Raw genomic sequence first — 16,594 nt, 5'->3', positions numbered from 1 at the left:
GGAAGTTTCTCGCATGGTGCTCGTAGCCGTCTTCGGTGCCGCTCTGCTCATCGCGGTTCTGCTCTCCGGGCTCGCGGCCCGGACCGTGCTGTCCACGTCCTTCCTCTTCCTCGTCGGCGGCGCGCTCGTCAGTGACGGCTTCCTCGGGCTGATCCACATCACGCCGGAGAGCGAGATCGTCGCGGTCACCGCCGACTTGGCGCTGTTCGCCGTGCTGTTCACCGACGGCATGCACGTGTCCTTCCTCAAGCTGCGTGCCAGCTGGAAGAACCCGGCCCGGGCCCTCGGCCTCGGCATGCCGCTCGCCTTCGTCGGCATGGCATTGGTCACCCACTACCTGGTCGGCCTGGACTGGACCACGTCCTTCCTCATCGGCGCCGTCCTGGCGCCGACCGACCCGGTGTTCGCCTCCGCCATCGTGAGCCGCAAGGAAGTGCCCGCCAAGCTGCGGCAGCTGCTGAATGTGGAGAGCGGCATCAACGACGGGCTCGCACTCCCGGTCGTCCTGGTCCTCATCGCCGCGGCTGGCCCGAGCAGTGGCCACGCCGAGGCGTCGTTCGGGAAGATCGGCCTGGAGCTGGCGCTGGGGCTCGCCTTCGGCGTGCTGCTGCCGCTGCTCGTCAACGGGCTCGCACGTTTCCGCCTGCTGGGCGCGGAGCCGAAGCTGCAGCCGCTGCTGCCGCTGGCCACCGGGATCATCCTGTACGCCCTGTGCCACCTGACCCACGCCAACCCCTACCTGGCGGCGTTCTCGGCGGGCGCCGTGATCGTGGCCGTATCGCCGGAGGCCAAGACGGCGTTCGAGCCGCTCGGCGAGGCCCTGGCGGAGCTGGCCAAGTTCGCCGCCCTGCTCGTCTTCGGCGCGCTCCTGACACCGCAGCTCTTCGGAGACCTCTCCTTCGGCGGATACGTCGCGGTGTTCCTGGCGATCGTGCTCATCCGACCCGCATCCCTCCTGCTCTCGCTCATCGGCACGCGGTTCGACCGCCGCGAGAAGCTGGTCGCCGCCTGGTTCGGACCCAAGGGGTTCGCATCGGTCGTCTACGGGCTGCTCGTGCTCCAGGCAGGTATTCCGCAGGGCGAGCAGGCGTTCACGCTTATCGCCGTCTGCATCGCGTTCTCGATCATCGCCCACAGCAGCACCGACGTACCCATCGCCAGGCTGTTCGACGTCGACGACCTCGCCGGGATCCCGGACAAGGACGACGACGGCACGGTTGCCCGGCAGCGCTGAGTGCGCCCCAAGGAGGAGCCGTGTTGATATTTCAGTGGCTGTGGATCGCCGTCTCGTCAGCCGTGATGCTGCCTCTCGCGGCGGCGCTGATGGCCGGGCGTGTGCCGCGGTGGATGCGGCGGACTCCACGCCCGGCGGGCTGAAGGTGAAGGGGATCGCGGCGTTCGTCCTGTACGCGGGCCTGCTGGCTCCGCCGGTCACGACCCTCTCCGGGATGGGACCCGAGGCCGCGGAGCTCGTGCGCATGGTGCTGGTGCCCATGACCGTCTTCGGCGGACACGGACTCATCCTGGGGGCGACGCTCTGCGAGCGATTCAACCGCCGTGAGGCAGCGAACTGGCCGACCGTCAATTCCGGCGGCGAGGTAGGTGGGTCGTGAACGGGCGGTACAGGCGTCCGGCTTTGGGGTGGCTGGCCGGCAGCGGTGCCGTGCTCGTCGGCGCCGGGGCTGTGATGTACGTGCTTCCGGGCCCTGGCTCGCTCGTGCTGGCAGCGGGGGTGGTCCTTCTGCTCATGGCCGCGGTTCTGCGCCTCTTCGCCCGGGACGGGCGGTGACGGCCGTGGACCGGCGCAGCGCACGGCACCGGCAGCGGTACGAGCGGCGGTTGCGGATCGAGGAACTGGCGGCCGGTATGGAAGCGTCTCCAGTGCCGTTCGTCTGGCGTGCGGGCCTACCCGGCCGGGGTGCCGCCGTGGGCTGGTGTGCTGCCGTTTGGGCATGTGGCGTGTCGCCGCCGACCGAGAGGGCGTGCACCTCCGCAGGTTCTGGGCGGTGCGATGCATTCCGTGGTCGGCGATCGGTCACGTCGAGCTTCGCCGCGACGGGTTCCTCGGCTTTTCCGGCCCCGATAAGGAGGCCCTGGCAGGCTCCTTCTTGCCGCCGTGGGCGAACCGGCTGTTGCGTCGTACCAGCCACGGCAGCCACGTGGCGGACACCTTGACGGTGCTCGCCCGCCACCCTGAGCTGCCGCCCCAGGGCCAGGCCGGCCGTGCTGTGACGGGCGTTGCGTTCGCCTGGCGGGCGCTGCCGCTGGCCGTCGGGCTCTTCGCCGCGACGGAGGCCCTGCATCGCTGAACGCTTCCTTGGGGTGAGGGAGGAGGGGGCAGTCGGCGGGCTGGAGGGGGCTGGAGGGCCAGTCGAGGAGACGGGCGCCGAGCGCGGCGGTCTGGAGGACGTATCGCTGCTCGGGATCGGTGGGGTCGTGGCCGGTGAGCTGCCGGATGCGGCCGAGCCGGTAACTGACGGTTCGGACGCTCAGGCCGAGCAGCCGCGCGGTGGTGGTGTTCAGGCAGCCGCTGGCGAAGTACGCGCTCAGGGTTTCCAGGAGCGGCTGAGGGCCGCCGCGGGCCCCCTCAAGCCCACCGAGCACGGTGGCGACCAGGTCGGTGATCGCCGCTCGGTCCCTGCCGAGCACCTGGAAGACCAGGACGTCGGCGGCGTCCACGACCTGGGTGCGCAGGCCCAGGGTCGCCGCGAGGCCGAGGGTGCTGCGGGCTTCCTGGTAGGAGCGGACGATGCCGCTGGGTCCCGGCCGGGGCCGGCTGACGGCGATCCGGTACTCCTCGCCCACGGCGTGGCGCACACCCTCGGCGAGGGAGGCGGGGACCTCCGTCGCCGCGCCGGGCGACACGCACACCAGCAGGCCCTCCTTGGTAGTGATCAGTTCCCCGCGGGCGCTGAACCGGGCCACCAGCGCCTCCTCGACGTAACGGGTCGCGGCATCCCCAGCCCCGAAGGCGCCTGCTGCGCGGACGACAGCGACGACGTGGGGGCCCAGCAGACGGAATCCGAACCGCTCGGCCCGCTCGGCGAGCCGGCCCAGGTGGGTGCGGCCTTCCAGGAGGTCGTCGACGAACTCGCGCCGTGTAGCCTCCTCTCCGCGAATGGCCGCCCGGTGAGCGGTCTCGTACGCCTCGGTCAGCGCCACCGTCGTATCCCCGACGGCCCACAGGACGGCGGAGACCACCTGCTCCAGAGCTTCACGGTCCCGTGCCTGTTTCGCGCCGGGTAGATCCGCCCAGTGCCGGCAGGCGGAGTCCAGGCAGGTGCCGACAAGCGCCCGCAGCGGAGTGCCGTCGTCCGCCGCGGCGACCGCGAGTTCCCTGAAGGGCTCGAGGTCTGCCTCAGCCAGCCGTCGCCTGTTGAGGGAGATCACGGCGAGTTGCTCCTCGAAGCCCTCCAGCGCATCGGCCGCCGGCAGGCCCCTCTCCGTTGCGGCCGTTCCCGCGGCTGCCTGCGCTGCGTCGCCCCGCTTGCCCGTCTCCATGGTCCCATTTTGCCGGACCTCGGCAATATGGGATGGTCCGAGACGGCCGTCGCTGTGCAGCCTCGGCAGGCGTCCGGTCGAAGGGGACGGGTAGCCCGTGAATACACAGCACCCGGCGAGGTCCGCGCTCGGACTCGAAGGGGGTGCCGCGCCGTGCCCCAGACCCGCTCTCTGGCGTCATTGCGGAGGCTTACCCGCCTCCTCCTGCTCGCTTTGGCCTGCCTGCTCGCGGCACCGTCGATCAGCGCGGCGCAGTCGCCGTCGACTGTGCTCGTCACCCGTGTCGACGGCACCATCACCCCCGTCGTCGCCGATCACCTCCAGGAAGGGTTGCGCACCGCCGAGCAGGATCGGCACGCGGCGTATGTGATCGAGCTCGATACGCCGGGCGGGTTGCTGCAGTCCACCAGGGAGATCGTCCAGGACTTCCTCGCGTCGGAGGTCCCCGTGGTCGTCTACGTCGCCCCGCCCGGAGCGCGCGCCGCGTCCGCGGGCGCCTACATCGCGATGGCCGCGCACGTCGCCGCCATGGCGCCCGGCACCCACATCGGGGCCGGCACGCCGGTGACCGGCCAGGGCGAGGAGGCGAGCGACAAGGTCGTCAGTGACGCGGTCGCGTTCGCGGTGTCGATCGCCGAAGAGCGAGGGCGCAGTACGCGGTTCGCCGAGGACATGGTGCGCAAGGGTACGGCGGTGTCCGACCAGGAGGCGGTGCGGACTGATGTGGTCGATCTGGTGGCGCCGTCTCGTGATGTCCTGCTCACCGAGCTGGACGGACGGCGGGTCATCGTCGGCCCGGCGGACGCCCCGCACGAGGTCGTCCTGCGGACGACCGGCGCTCAGGTGGTGGAGCACGGCCTCGGCTTCTTCGGCGAGCTCCGCCAACTGCTGGCCAGCCCCGAGCTGGCGTTTCTGTTCCTGTCGATCGGAACGCTGGCATTGATCTACGAGCTGGCCAGCCCGGGCATGGGGCTTGGAGGGGTCACCGGGGCGATCCTCCTGGTCCTCGGTTTCGTCGCGCTCAGCGTGCTGCCGTTCAACGTCGGCGGTCTGCTGCTCCTTGCACTCGCCGCCGCTCTGTTCGTCGCGGAGGTGCTCACACCAGGGGTCGGCATCTTCGCCGCCGGAGGAACCGTGTCTCTCGTGTTCGCGGGCGTGCTGCTCTTCCGGGGCGAGCTGGGCGTGGATCCCGCCGTGCTGTGGCCCACCGCCGTGGTGGTGGGAGGCGGCACTCTGCTGGCGGGCCGGCTTGCGTGGCGTGCCCGCCGGGCGCCTGCCACGACCGGGCACGAGGGGCTGGTGGGCCGTGAGGCCGTCGTACGCCGAGTCGATCCCCGCACCAGTACAGGTCAGGTGCTGCTCGAAGGCGCCTGGTGGACCGCCCGCGGCCGCGACGCCCCGATCGTCGCAGGAGAGCACGTCCGCGTCGTGGACCTCGATGGACTGGACCTGATCGTCGAAGGTGCCGGCCCCGAGGGGGGCCGGGAGACCGAACAGGAGGATGGATCATGGACTCAGGACTGATCGGCATCATCCTCGGCGCAGCCGTCCTGCTCATGCTGCTGATGGCCGCCGTGAAGATCGTGCCCGAGTACGAGCGCGGGGTGATCTTCCGGCTCGGACGGATCATCGGCGCCAAGGGCCCGGGACTGTTCGTGATCATTCCCGTGGTGGACCGTATGGTGCGCGTCTCGCTGCGGACGGTGACGATGGACATCCCGCCGCAGGACGTCATCACCAAGGACAACGTCACGGTACGGGTCAACGCCGTAACGTACTTCAACGTCGTCGACCCCAACCGCTCCGTCGTGTCGATCGAGGACCACATCAAGGGCACCTCGCAGATAGCCCAGACCACGCTGCGCAGCATCCTCGGCCAGGTGGACCTGGACGAGCTGCTGGTCAATCGGGACGAGATCAACCAGCGTCTCCAGCAGATCATCGACGACGTCACCAACCCCTGGGGCGTCAAGGTCACCCTGGTCGAGGTGAAGGACGTCGAGCTGCCGGAGGCCATGCGCCGCGCGATGGCCCGGCAGGCCGAGGCTGAGCGCGACCGGCGCGCCAAGGTCATTCACGCCAAGGGCGAGTTCGAGGCCGCGCAGACGCTCGCGGATGCGGCGGAACGGCTTGAGGGCCACCCCGCCGCCATGCACCTGCGGATCCTCTCCACCATGGCCGAGGTCTCCTCCGAGCGGAACTCCACCCTCATCTTCCCGCTGCCCATGGAAATCCTGCGGTTGGTCGACATGCTCCGCCCGCCCGATGCCGGGGGTGCCCCCCGCCCCGTACAGACATGAGAACGCAGGTGATCGGAGTGACCCCTTCGATGGACGACCGGCGCATCCTCGCGGAGATGGAGCGGCACCTCGCCCGGGACGACCCGGAGCTGGCCTCGCTGATGGACGCCCTCAACCATCAGTTCCCCGAAGACGGCCACGAGAACGAGAACGACAACAAGGCATCACACAAGTGGTACGGGAAGCTGGCCATCGTGCTCGCCGTGGTAGCGGTGGTCGGCATGCTCCTCACGGCGATCCTCAGCGGGCAGACGTCGCCCGACGACAACAAGAGCCCGCCGAACGGCGTTACTCCGGCCCATTCCCTACACATGCAGCGCCGCGTCCTGCCGGCAACACCGGCGAAAGGACGGCGCGCGCAGCGATCCGCTACCCCACGGCACGCGAGGGACGGCATTCCGACCCTCGCACCTGAGGCCGCCGGAAGGACCTTCGAGAAGGCCTCCCCCGGTGACCCCATGTCAGTTGCGCTCGCCCCCTCTCCGGCCCATCCGACACCCACGCCGTTGATCGACGAGCCGCACGCTTACCGCCCTGAACGCGCACCACCCGGCCGCTGGCAGGCTCCCCGACCTGAAGCGTACGAAGACCCCCTGACCGCCGAGAGATCAGCCGCATGCCCCGGAGCAACCGCCGGACCCGCACCTTCCTCGGGCGGCTCCCCCTGCCCGAGCACACCTTCGTGGCGGACGCTCTGCGCACGGAGACCGTGGGCGGCATGGTTCTGCTCGCCGCGGCGGCCGTCGCGCTGGTGTGGGCGAACACGCCGCTGAGCGGCGCGTACGAGTCAATACGCAACTTCCACTTCGGCATCGAAGCACTGGGCCTGAACCTCTCCGTGGCCCACTGGACGGCGGACGGACTGCTGACCATCTTCTTCTTCGTGGCCGGCGCCGAACTCAAGCGCGAGTTGGTCATCGAGTGAACTGCGCCATCGGGAAACCGCCCTCCTGCCCGTAGTCGCGGCCGCCAGCGGCATGCTCGTGCCGGCACTGGTCTACGGACTCGTCGCCACCTCCAGGGGCGGTACGTGGAACGGCTGGGCCGTCCCCATGGCCACGGATCGCCTTCGCACTGGGCGTCCTCGCGGTGATCAGTACCCATCTGCCCTCCGCACTGCGCGCGTTCCTGCTCACCCTCGCCGTGGTCGACGACCTCGGGGCCATCGTCGTCATCGCCATCTTCTACACGTCCGCGATCCACCTTCCCGCCCTCATCGGCGCCGTACTCGGCCTCGGGCTGTTCTTCCACTTGCATGACCGGAGGCGGGTGCACGGCTGGTACTGGTACCTGCCCCTGGCCATCTGGGGGCTGACGCACGCCAGCGGCGTCCACGCCACCGTGGCCGGAGTCGCCATGGGGCTCATGCTGCGCGTGGCGAAGGACGGCGAGCGAGGCAGGCGTCCGGCCGAGCGGATCGCCCACCTGGCCCGGCCCGTCTCCGCCGGGGTGGCCGTTCCGCTCTTCGCACTCTTCGCGGCCGGAGTGAGCGTTTCCGGCGACACATTGGGCGATGTCGTCGAACGCCCCGAACCCTTGGGTGTGGCGCTCGGCCTGGCCGCCGGCAAGGTCCTGGGCATCGCAGGCGGCTCCTACCTCGCCGTGCGCTTCACCCGAGCCCGACTCAGCGAGGACCTCGCCTGGGCCGACGTCGTCGCCGTGGCCATGCTGGCCGGCATCGGATTCACCGTGTCCCTGCTCATCGGCGAGCTGGCCTACCCCGATCCGGCCGAGCTAAAGCACATCAAGGCCGGAGTCCTCCTGGGCTCCCTGACCTCTGCCGTCGTGGCCTGCCTGCTGCTGAGGCTGCGGAACAACAAATACCGGCGGCTGTACGAGGCGGAGACCGCCGACCAGAACGCGGACGGCATTCCGGACATCTACCAGCTTGGCGATGCCCACGAGCGTCGGCGCGGCACGCGCCCGAAGGCCAGGGACCCTCCCTCGAGCAACGGTTAGGACCACCAACCGCGCTCATCAGGCCCACGCCTGCGAAAGGGTGGTCAGTCCCGAGGTGGACGGGCCCACGACGTAGGCGACGAGTACACCGGCAAGCATCGACCACGCCACCGCGGTTCCCATGACGAGGGTGACGGCGGTGACGGCCACCGTCAGCGAGTGGGGATCCATGTGCCCTCCTGGTCAGTGGTTCGGGGCACCGGCGTCAGTGGTTCGGGGCACCGGCGCGCTGGTAGATGTCGGGGATGCCGTCGTGGTCGTCGTCGCGGTTCTCCTCCTCGTACAGGCGGCGGTATACACCGTTGCGGCGCTTGATGAGGAGGGCGGCGAGGCAGGCGGCGATGACTGAGCCGACGAGGACGGCGGCCTTGATGTGTTCGGCGGTGGCCGGATCGGGGAAGGCCAGCTCGCCGATGAGCAGCGCGACGGTGAAGCCGATCCCCGCCAGCACCGCGAGCGCGAAGACGTCCGCCCAGGCGAGTTCGGGGTTGAGACGGGCTCGGGTGAAGCGGGCCGCCAGGTACGTGCCGGCGAAGATGCCGAGGGCCTTGCCGGCGACCAGGCCCAGCACAACGCCGAGCGGCTCCGGTTCGGTGAAGACCTGTCCCAGGGAGGCGGCCGTGACGCTGACGCCGGAGGCGAAGAGCGCGAACAGAGGCACTGCGATACCGGCGGACACGGGGTGCAGGAGGTGGGAGGTGCGCTCGGCGGGGGAGGCGTCCTCGCTCTTGTCGCGGGTGGTGCGCAGGATCAGGCCCATGGCGACGCCGGCGACGGTGGCGTGGACGCCGCCGTTGTACATCAGCGCCCAGATCGCGATGCCGAGGGGGACGTACCACCACCAGCCGCGCACACGGAAGCGCTGGAGCACGTAGAAGACGACCAGGCCGGCGAACGCGCCGCCCAATGCCGCGAAGTTCAGGTCGCTGGTGAAGAAGATCGCGATGACGAGGATCCCGCCGAGGTCGTCGACGACGGCGAGCGTGAGCAGGAACGCCCTGAGCGCGGCGGGCAGATGGCTGCTGAGGACCGCGAGCACGGCGAGAGCGAAGGCGATGTCGGTGGCCATCGGCACGGCCCAGCCGTTCACGTTTCCGCCGCCGGCCGAGGCGGTGACGGCGTAGAAGGCGGCGGGAACAACCATGCCGCTGACCGCGGCGATGACCGGGAGGGCGGCGGTGGCGGGCGTACGCAGTTCACCGACGACCAGCTCTCGCTTCAGCTCGATGCCGGCGACGAGGAAGAAGACGCCGAGCAGTCCGTCGGCGGTCCAGTGGCCGACGGAGAGGTCCAGGCCGAGTGCCGGTATGCCGAAGTGGAAGTCACGTATTCGCTCGTAGACATCGCCCCAGGGGCTGTTCACCCACACCAGGGCCAGCACGGCGGCGGCGAGGAGCACCAGGCCGCCGACCGTTTCCGTCCTCAGAGCCTGGACCACGGCGTTGCGTTCCGGCAGCGGGAGCAGGCCGAGGAACGGGGCACGCTCGCGCGGGGCAGCAGCCATGGGTGGACCTCCGGGTAAGGGATCGGTTTGGGCACACGGGCCCGAAGACGCCGACCAGACTTCCCGGCACACCGCGCGTCTGGCACTGCCGCTCAGGGGAGGGCCGTTGACGCGTTCTTCACACCCTAACCGGCCCTACGCGATCCCACTAGAGGGCGTTTCACCTGCTGAAACGCCCTCAGAGACATGACAAGCGGGCCCGTCCACACCAAGGGCGCGAGGTGTGGACGGGCCCTCCCTCCTGCCTTCGGCGGGGGGACCCCAGGAGCCGGGCCGCGGGGGCGGTCAGACGGTGGTCTTCACCGGCTCCTGGTCTTCGTCGTCCTCGGTGATCTCACCGGCATTGCGGGCGCGGACGAACTCCAGGAACGAGTTGAGCTCGCGCTTGACGACGGGGGCGAGGAGGTACAGGCCGATGATGTTGATGACGGCGAGCATGAACAGCACCGCGTCGGCCATGTCGATCAGCGTCTGCAGCGTGAGCAGCGAGCCGGCGACGGCGAACACCGTGTAGAGGACCTTGAAGGTCAGCTCGCTGGCCTGGCTGCGGCCGAACAGGTGCGTCCAGGCCTTCATGCAGTAGTAGCCCCAGGTCAGCACCGTGGAGATCGCGAACAGCATCACCGCGATGGTGAGGATGTACGGGAACCAGGGCAGCACCGTGGCGAAGGCGTCGGAGGTGATCGTGACGCCGCCGATGGACTCGCCCGCGCGGGCCTCGGCCCAGCTGGCCGGGTTGGCGATGACGATGGTCAGCGCGGTCATGGTGCAGATGACCACGGTGTCGATGAACGGCTCCAGCAGGGCGACCAGGCCCTCGCTGGCGGGGTGCTTGGTCTTGACCGCGGAGTGGGCGATCGGCGCGGAGCCGAGGCCGGCCTCGTTGGAGAACGCGGCCCGCTTGAAGCCGATGATCAGCGCGCCGAGTACACCGCCCGCGACACCCTGCGGGTTGAAGGCGCCCTCGATGATGGTGGCGATCGCGGCCGGGACGGCGGAGACGTGGACCAGGATGACGACCAGGCAGGCGGCGATGTAGATGCCGGCCATGGCGGGGACGAGCTTGCTGGTGACGTTGGCGATGGAGCGGATGCCGCCGAGGAGGACGATGCCGACGAGGGCGGCGATGAGGATGCCGAAGAAGAGCGCGCCGGCGGATCCGCCCATCAGGCCGTTCTCGCCGCCGGTCACGGAGACCAGCTGGGCGTAGGACTGGTTGACCTGGAAGAGGTTGCCGCCGAAGAGGCCGAAGAACAGGACGAAGAAGGAGGCGAGGATCGCGAGGACCTTGCCGAGGGTCTTGCCGTTCTTGCCGAAGCGGTCGGCCAGGCCCTTGGGCAGGTAGTGCATCGGGCCGCCGGAGACGGTGCCGTCGGCGTGCACCTCGCGGTACTTCACGCCGAGCGTGACCTCGACGAACTTGGTCGCCATGCCGAGCAGGCCGCAGAGGATCATCCAGAACGTCGCACCGGGGCCACCGATGGAGACCGCGACCGCCACACCCGCGATGTTGCCGAGGCCGACCGTGCCGGAGACGGCCGCCGTCAGAGCCTGGAAGTGGTTGACCTCGCCGGCCGACCCCTTCTCGTCGTACTTCCCGCGCACCACGTCGACGGCGAGCTTGAACTTGCGGATCTGGACGAGCCCGAACCAGGCGCTGAAGACCAGACCGGCGACGACCAGCCAGGCGACGATGAGGGGCAGGTCCGTCCCGCCTACAGGAACGGAATAGAAGACGACTTCTCCGAGCCAGGTGGCTATGGGCTCGAAGAATCCGCTGACGGCTTCGTCGACGGATGTGGTAATGGAGTCGAGTGACACGTTGGCTACCTCGTTGGCGCAGGACCGGCGTGGGGGTGGGGCCGGTTGGTGTGCGGGCTTGAGTGAACGCCGTTGTCCGATCGGCGACGGGTGCGCTCCGCGAACTCGGAGCGTGATCACCCTGGTCTTGTTGCCGGGCATCAGCCCGGTCCCCGAAGGCCGCGACAGGCGGCCGCGGACGAGTTGCGTAGTTTTACCACAGCCTTTACGAGACCTTTAGTGACCTGAATCACATAACGATCAGTAATATCCGAAAGTGCCAGCGAGTGATACCAGACCGTTATGCGGTCACCGAGATCCGATCATCGGGCACCTATGCCCTGTCGGTCCTCCGGCCCGGCCGCGGCGGGCGGGGTGAACTGCCCTGCGATCCGTGCCCAGCGCGAGGCGCTCTACGCGGGTGACTTCCCCTCCTCTTCAGTCCTCGCTACCGGGAACGGGGCACGTCGGGCGCCACCCGACGGGGACTCGCCGAACTCCTCGGCCGCCATCCGCAGCCGCGTACTGCCGGGCGCCGATCCCGGCAGCGCCCCGCCGACCGGCCGTTGGACCACCGATAAGCCAAGGATGAGCAGTGGCGAAGTGGCTGGTGACGCTTGGCGGCCTCGCACTGGCGATGCTCGCCCTCAGGGACATGTTCCACACCCTGTGGCACCCGACCCGCCACGGAGGACTCAGCAGAGGCGTCATGACCGTCGCATGGCGAATCTCGGCCCGTTTCGACAGGCGGCGCACGGTCGGTCTGGCAGGCCCTCTCGGCATGGTGACCGTCGTGGCCCTGTGGGCGGTCACGGTCATCGCCGGGTGGGCTTTGATGTACTGGCCGCACATGCCGGGCGGCTTCCCTTTCGCCACGGGCTTGGCACCGGCGGAACACTCGGGCTTCCTGGACGCCGTTTACCTCTCCATCGTCACCATGGCCACCCTGGGGCTCGGCGACATCGCGCCGACCGACGGATGGCTGCGTATCCTCGGCCCAGTAGAAGCCGTGGTCGGCTTCGCCCTGCTGACGGCCACGGTGAGCTGGGTCCTGGGCATCTATCCCGCCCTTGCCCGCCGCCGAGCCGTCGCCCTGCGTGTCTCCCAGCTGCGGCGCGCCGGCCTCGGGAAGCAGCAGCTGTCCACGTCCGTGGCCTGCACCGCCTTTCAGAACCTCGCCGCCGACCTTGCTCACGTCTGCATGGACTACCGGCAGTACGCCGAGTCGTACTACTTCCACGACGGCGACGAGAACACCTCCCTGGCCGCGAACATCATGTACCTCGTCGCCGTGGCGGAACAGCTGCCGGACGGCCCCGGTGAAGAACGCCGGCTGGTCAAGGAGCTCTTGCGCGTTTCCCTGCCCGACCTTGCGGTCACCCTCGATGAACGGTTCCTCCACACCGGTGGAACGACTCAGCAAGTCCTCGCCCGGTACGCACAGGACCACGGGAATGCCGACAAGGGGTGACGGCCAGTCCGCGGTCGAGATCCGGTGTGCCGTCAGAGCTCCTGGTCGGGCCAGTCCAGCAGGCGGGCGCCGATGACCGCTGTCTGCAGCGTGTAGCGGTCGCCGGGGTCGCCGGGGTCGGCGCCCGTCAGTTGGCGGATCCGCTCCAGCCGGTACGTCATCGCCCGCACGCTCAAAGAGAGCCGCCGGGCCGCTTCGGCGGACACGCAACCGGTGTCGAAGTACGCGATGAGGGTGTCGAGGAGCGGCTGCGCGCCGCCGCGGGCCTGCTGGAGCGGGCCGAGTACGGTGCGCACGAGGTCGGCCATGGCTTGCCGGTCGCGAGTGAGGACCGGGTACACGAGGAGGTCCGCGGCGTGCAGCACCGGGGCCTCCAGATGCATGCGCGCGGCCAGGTCGAGGGCGTTGAGCGCCTCCTCGTAGGAGTGGACGACTCCGCCGACGCCCGGGTGGGGCCGGCCGATGGCCACCCGGCCGCCGTCCGTCGCGGCGTACGCCTGTTTGGCGAAGAAGCCGAGGACGTCGGCCTGGTCGCCCGGTGCGATGCAGATCAGCCGGCCGTTCTTGGTGGTGAGCAGAATGCGGCGGTCCCCGAAGCGCGCCATGAGGGACGACTCGACGCTTCGCGTGACGGGATAGCCGTCGTCGTACGGCTCTGGTCCCTGTGCCACTGCGACCGCGTGGGCGTGTGACAACAACAGTCCGAAGCGTTCCGCCCGTTCGGCGAGACGGCCGGCATCACTGCGCCCGTGGAGCAGGTCGTCGATGAACTCTCTGCGGGCTGCCTCCTGTTGGCGGATAGCGAGCTGCTGAGCCCGCTCGTGTCCTTCCGCAAAGGCGTCCACTGCCTGCTCCACCGCTGTCAGAAGGTGGTCGGCGGCGGCGCCCCGCCGCAGTTCGGCTCGTACGTCCTGAGCGGCGGACAAGTGGGCACGGACCAGAAGGCGCAGCCCGATGCCGGCCTCCGCGGCCCGCTCGCCCTGTGAGCGTAGTGCTTCCAGCTCGTCGCGGGTCAGGCGTCTGCCGGTGGCACAGGCACCGCTCAGGATCCGGGCATACCCCGTCAGATACTCCTCGGCCGTGTCCAGTTCCGTCATGGCCCCTCCCCGTCTTTGCCGCGCCGATGACGCCTTTCTGACGCGTGAACGTCAAGGGTGGCACGGGTGTGCCGAGGGGCGGTCACCGGCATCAAGAGGGCGTAAAGATTGCCGGTGCACGGCAATGCGAACACGTGTGGCGTCCTGCCAGCATGAACCTGCCGGAGCCAAGCGCACGCAACCGATGCTGGGCCCCGGAAAGCAGGGTGCCGTGCCGAAAACACAAGGGGGATGGACCATGGCCGAGTTTCTGCAGGCCACCGCCACGTTCCCCACGGCGCTGTTCACCGCCGCCCTCGTCGTGGTCATCGGCTTCTGGCTGCTGGTACTGATGGGCGCAGTCGACACGGACAGTTTCGACGCGGACGTGGACGCCGACGCGCTGAATCTTGGCGGAGTTCCCGTTTCGGTGTCCACCTCGCTGCTAGTCGCCCTGGCCTGGTTCTTCAGCCTCACCGGATCCGTCCTTCTCGCCAGCACGGGGTGGCCCGACGCCTCGCTTCACCTCCTCGGCGCCGTCCTGCTGGCCGTCTCCTTGATCGGCTCCTGGCGATTGACCTGTGTACTCGTACGCCCGCTGGCCAAGCTGTTCCCCGATGAACCCGGGCCGTCCCTGCACCACTTCGTCGGACTGACCTGCACCATCCGCACGGGACGGGTGGACGAGGAGTTCGGCCAGGCGGAAGTCGCGGCGGGGGACGGTTCCACCGCCGTCGTACAGGTCCGCCAGAGCGACGGGGACCGGATGGAGCTCGGCAGCACGGGACTGCTGTACGCGTACGACGACACCGGCGAGTTCTTTTGGGTCACGCCCTTCGACAAGGCGCTCGACCCCCGCGGCTGACCCGCCGCCCCCTGCTTCAGCTCTCACCCTTCGATCCGGGGATTCCTCATGGATGCCATCACCGTAGGTCTCGGCGTGCTCGTCGCCGTTGTCCTGCTCATCGCCATCGCCATGCTGTTCGTGATCAGCCGGCTGTTCCGCAAGGTGGAGCAGGGCAAGGCGCTGATCGTCTCGAAGATGAGAAAGGTCGACGTGACCTTCACCGGTCAGGTCGTCCTGCCCGTGCTGCACAAGGCCGAGGTCATGGACATCTCGGTGAAGACCATCGATATCAGCAGGACAGGCCGGGACGGTCTGATCTGCCGGGACAACATCCGCGCCGACATCCGCATCTCGTTCTTCGTACGGGTCAACAAGACCGTCGAGGACGTCATCAAGGTCGCGCAGGCCATCGGGACAGCACGCGCCAGCGACCAGGCCACGCTCCAGGAGTTGTTCAACGCCAAGTTCTCCGAGGCGCTGAAGACGGTCGGCAAGCAGCTCGACTTCACCGACCTGTACACCAAGCGGGATGAGTTCCGGGACCGGATCATCCAGGTCATCGGCACCGATCTGAACGGCTACAGCCTGGAGGACGCGGCGATCGACTACCTGGAGCAGACGCCGCTCGCGCAGCTGGACGCATCCAACATCCTCGACGCCCAGGGCATCCGGAAGATCACCGAGCTGACGGCCGTCGAGCACGTGCGCACCAACGAGTTCCAGCGCACGGAGGAGAAGGAGATCACCCGTCAGAACGTCGACGCCCGCGAAGCCATCCTGGAGCTGGAACGCCGCCAGGCCGACGCCGAGATCAAGCAGAAGCGCGAGATCGACACCGTACGGGCCAAGGAGGAGGCCGAGACGGCGCGGGTGGTGGAGGAGGAGCGGCTGCGTGCGCAGAGCGCGTTCCTCAGGACCGAGGAGCAGCTGGGCATCCAGCGGGAGAACCAGGCCCGCGAGGTCGCCGTCGCGCAGAAGAACCGTGAGCGGGTCATCGCCATCGAGAACGAGCGCATCGAGAAGGACCGCCTGCTCGAGGTCATCGCCCGGGACCGGGAGACCGAGCTGACCCGCATCTCGGCGGAAAAGGAGGTCGAGTCCGAGCGCCGGGAGATCGCCGAGGTCATTCGTGAGCGGGTCGCGGTGGACCGTACGGTCGCCGAACAGGAGGAGTCGATCAAGAAGCTCCGGGCCGTCGAGGAGGCCGAGCGCAACCGCCAGACTGTGGTTATCGCCGCCGAGGCCGAGGCGCAGGAGCAGCTGGTCAAGGACATCAAGGCCGCCGAAGCCGCCGAGCAGGCCGCGATCCACCGGGCGGCGGAGGAACTCACTCTTGCCGAGGCGCGCCACAAGGCCGCTGACATGGACGCCCGCGCGAAGGTCAGGCTTGCCGAGGGCATCCAGGCCGAAGCCGCGGCCGAGGGCCTGGCGGCAGTCCAGGTGCGCGAGAAGGAAGCGGACGCCATCGAGAAGGCCGGCCGCGCCGAGGCAGAGGCGACCGAGGCCCGGCTGCGTGCCGAGGCGGTCGGCACTCGCGAGAAGGCCCTCGCCGAGGCGGCGGCCATCGGCGAGAAGCTCAAGGCCGAGGCGGCGGGCCTCACTGAGAAGGCGGCCGCGATGGCCGCGCTCGACGAGGCATCCCGTGCACACGAGGAGTTCCGGCTGCGACTGGAGGCGGAGAAGGACATCCGGCTCGCCGGGATCGATGTGCAGCGCCAAGTCGCCGAGGCACAGGCCACGGTGCTGGCCACCGGCCTGGAGAACGCCGACATCAACATCGTCGGAGGCGAGTCCGCCTTCTTCGACCGGATCGTCGGAGCGATCTCACTCGGCAAGAGCGTCGACGGCTTCGTCCACCACTCGCAGACCGCGCAAGCGCTGGCCGGCCCGTGGCTCGACGGCTCCGCGTCCTTCACCGAGGACCTGACGAAGGTGCTGGGGTCGGTCTCCACGGCCGACGTGCAGAACCTGACCGTCTCCGCCCTGCTGATGAAGCTCATGCCGGCCGGGTCCGGCCAGCTGGAGGAGCTGATCGGCAAGGCGCGGCAGCTGGGCCTCGCCGACATGCCGGTCGCCGAGCTCGCGGGGCTGAACGGAACCGCCACGAGCTGACCGAGCCGGTCTCGAAATACTCGG

General features: G+C 69.2%; 13 protein-coding genes and 1 pseudogene. 9 read left to right on the top strand and 5 right to left on the bottom strand.

Annotated features, from left to right (window positions below; translation table 11 throughout):
* Positions 1-13 precede the first annotated feature (13 nt).
* Positions 14-1,234, top strand: a complete 1,221-nt coding sequence (locus ACLB9X_RS12560; protein ID WP_410360380.1) for a cation:proton antiporter — start codon at positions 14-16, stop codon at positions 1,232-1,234.
* Between the two features lie 109 nt (positions 1,235-1,343).
* Positions 1,344-1,613, top strand: a complete 270-nt coding sequence (locus ACLB9X_RS12555; RefSeq protein WP_410360379.1) for a hypothetical protein — start codon at positions 1,344-1,346, stop codon at positions 1,611-1,613.
* A 292-nt stretch (positions 1,614-1,905) separates the two neighbouring features.
* Here ACLB9X_RS12555 and ACLB9X_RS12550 read toward each other — a convergent pair whose 3' ends face one another.
* Positions 1,906-3,501, bottom strand: coding sequence for a PucR family transcriptional regulator (locus tag ACLB9X_RS12550; protein WP_410360378.1), 1,596 nt, complete (start codon positions 3,499-3,501; stop codon positions 1,906-1,908).
* A gap of 153 nt (positions 3,502-3,654) precedes the next feature.
* Here ACLB9X_RS12550 and ACLB9X_RS12545 point away from each other — a divergent pair, with 153 nt between their 5' ends.
* From ACLB9X_RS12545 to nhaA (ACLB9X_RS12530), 4 genes and pseudogenes are all read left to right on the top strand, one after another.
* Positions 3,655-5,025: an NfeD family protein gene (locus ACLB9X_RS12545; RefSeq protein ID WP_410360377.1), complete on the top strand. Its 1,371-nt coding sequence runs from the start codon at positions 3,655-3,657 to the stop codon at positions 5,023-5,025.
* Positions 5,010-5,801, top strand: coding sequence for a slipin family protein (locus ACLB9X_RS12540; protein ID WP_410360376.1), 792 nt, complete (start codon positions 5,010-5,012; stop codon positions 5,799-5,801). Before ACLB9X_RS12545 ends, ACLB9X_RS12540 begins: the two co-directional genes overlap by 16 nt.
* Positions 5,798-6,574, top strand: coding sequence for a DUF3040 domain-containing protein (locus ACLB9X_RS12535; protein WP_410360375.1), 777 nt, complete (start codon positions 5,798-5,800; stop codon positions 6,572-6,574). Before ACLB9X_RS12540 ends, ACLB9X_RS12535 begins: the two co-directional genes overlap by 4 nt.
* A pseudogene (gene nhaA / locus ACLB9X_RS12530) lies at positions 6,520-7,760 on the top strand (Na+/H+ antiporter NhaA). The gene ACLB9X_RS12535 and the pseudogene nhaA (ACLB9X_RS12530) overlap by 55 nt, the downstream one beginning before the upstream one ends.
* A gap of 18 nt (positions 7,761-7,778) precedes the next feature.
* Here the strand turns inward: nhaA (ACLB9X_RS12530) and ACLB9X_RS12525 are convergent.
* From ACLB9X_RS12525 to ACLB9X_RS12515, 3 genes are all read right to left on the bottom strand, one after another.
* Positions 7,779-7,931 (bottom strand): hypothetical protein, encoded by a 153-nt coding sequence (locus tag ACLB9X_RS12525; protein WP_410360374.1) that lies wholly within the window; start codon positions 7,929-7,931, stop codon positions 7,779-7,781.
* Positions 7,932-7,965: 34 nt separating this feature from the next.
* Positions 7,966-9,264, bottom strand: a complete 1,299-nt coding sequence (gene nhaA, locus ACLB9X_RS12520) for a Na+/H+ antiporter NhaA (RefSeq protein ID WP_410360373.1) — start codon at positions 9,262-9,264, stop codon at positions 7,966-7,968.
* Between the two features lie 285 nt (positions 9,265-9,549).
* Positions 9,550-11,085, bottom strand: a complete 1,536-nt coding sequence (locus ACLB9X_RS12515) for an alanine/glycine:cation symporter family protein (protein ID WP_410360372.1) — start codon at positions 11,083-11,085, stop codon at positions 9,550-9,552.
* Between the two features lie 574 nt (positions 11,086-11,659).
* Between ACLB9X_RS12515 and ACLB9X_RS12510 the strand changes: the two genes are divergently transcribed.
* Positions 11,660-12,535, top strand: coding sequence for a potassium channel family protein (locus tag ACLB9X_RS12510; RefSeq protein ID WP_410360371.1), 876 nt, complete (start codon positions 11,660-11,662; stop codon positions 12,533-12,535).
* A 32-nt stretch (positions 12,536-12,567) separates the two neighbouring features.
* On the opposite strand, the gene ACLB9X_RS12505 is transcribed toward ACLB9X_RS12510, so the two are convergent.
* On the bottom strand, positions 12,568-13,632 hold the full coding sequence (locus ACLB9X_RS12505) for a PucR family transcriptional regulator (protein WP_410360370.1): 1,065 nt from the start codon (positions 13,630-13,632) through the stop codon (positions 12,568-12,570).
* Between the two features lie 238 nt (positions 13,633-13,870).
* On the opposite strand from ACLB9X_RS12505, the gene ACLB9X_RS12500 reads away from it, so the two are divergent.
* A complete protein-coding gene (locus ACLB9X_RS12500) occupies positions 13,871-14,476 on the top strand; it encodes a hypothetical protein (RefSeq protein WP_410360369.1) in 606 nt (201 codons plus the stop codon).
* Positions 14,477-14,524: 48 nt separating this feature from the next.
* Positions 14,525-16,570 (top strand): SPFH domain-containing protein, encoded by a 2,046-nt coding sequence (locus ACLB9X_RS12495; RefSeq protein ID WP_410360368.1) that lies wholly within the window; start codon positions 14,525-14,527, stop codon positions 16,568-16,570.
* Positions 16,571-16,594: the final 24 nt, after the last annotated feature.

Origin of the sequence: Streptomyces sp. 5K101, from assembly GCF_046506645.1 — a bacterium.
Classification (GTDB): Bacteria; Actinomycetota; Actinomycetes; order Streptomycetales; family Streptomycetaceae; genus Streptomyces.
This window is presented reverse-complemented; position numbering and strand designations above follow the sequence as displayed.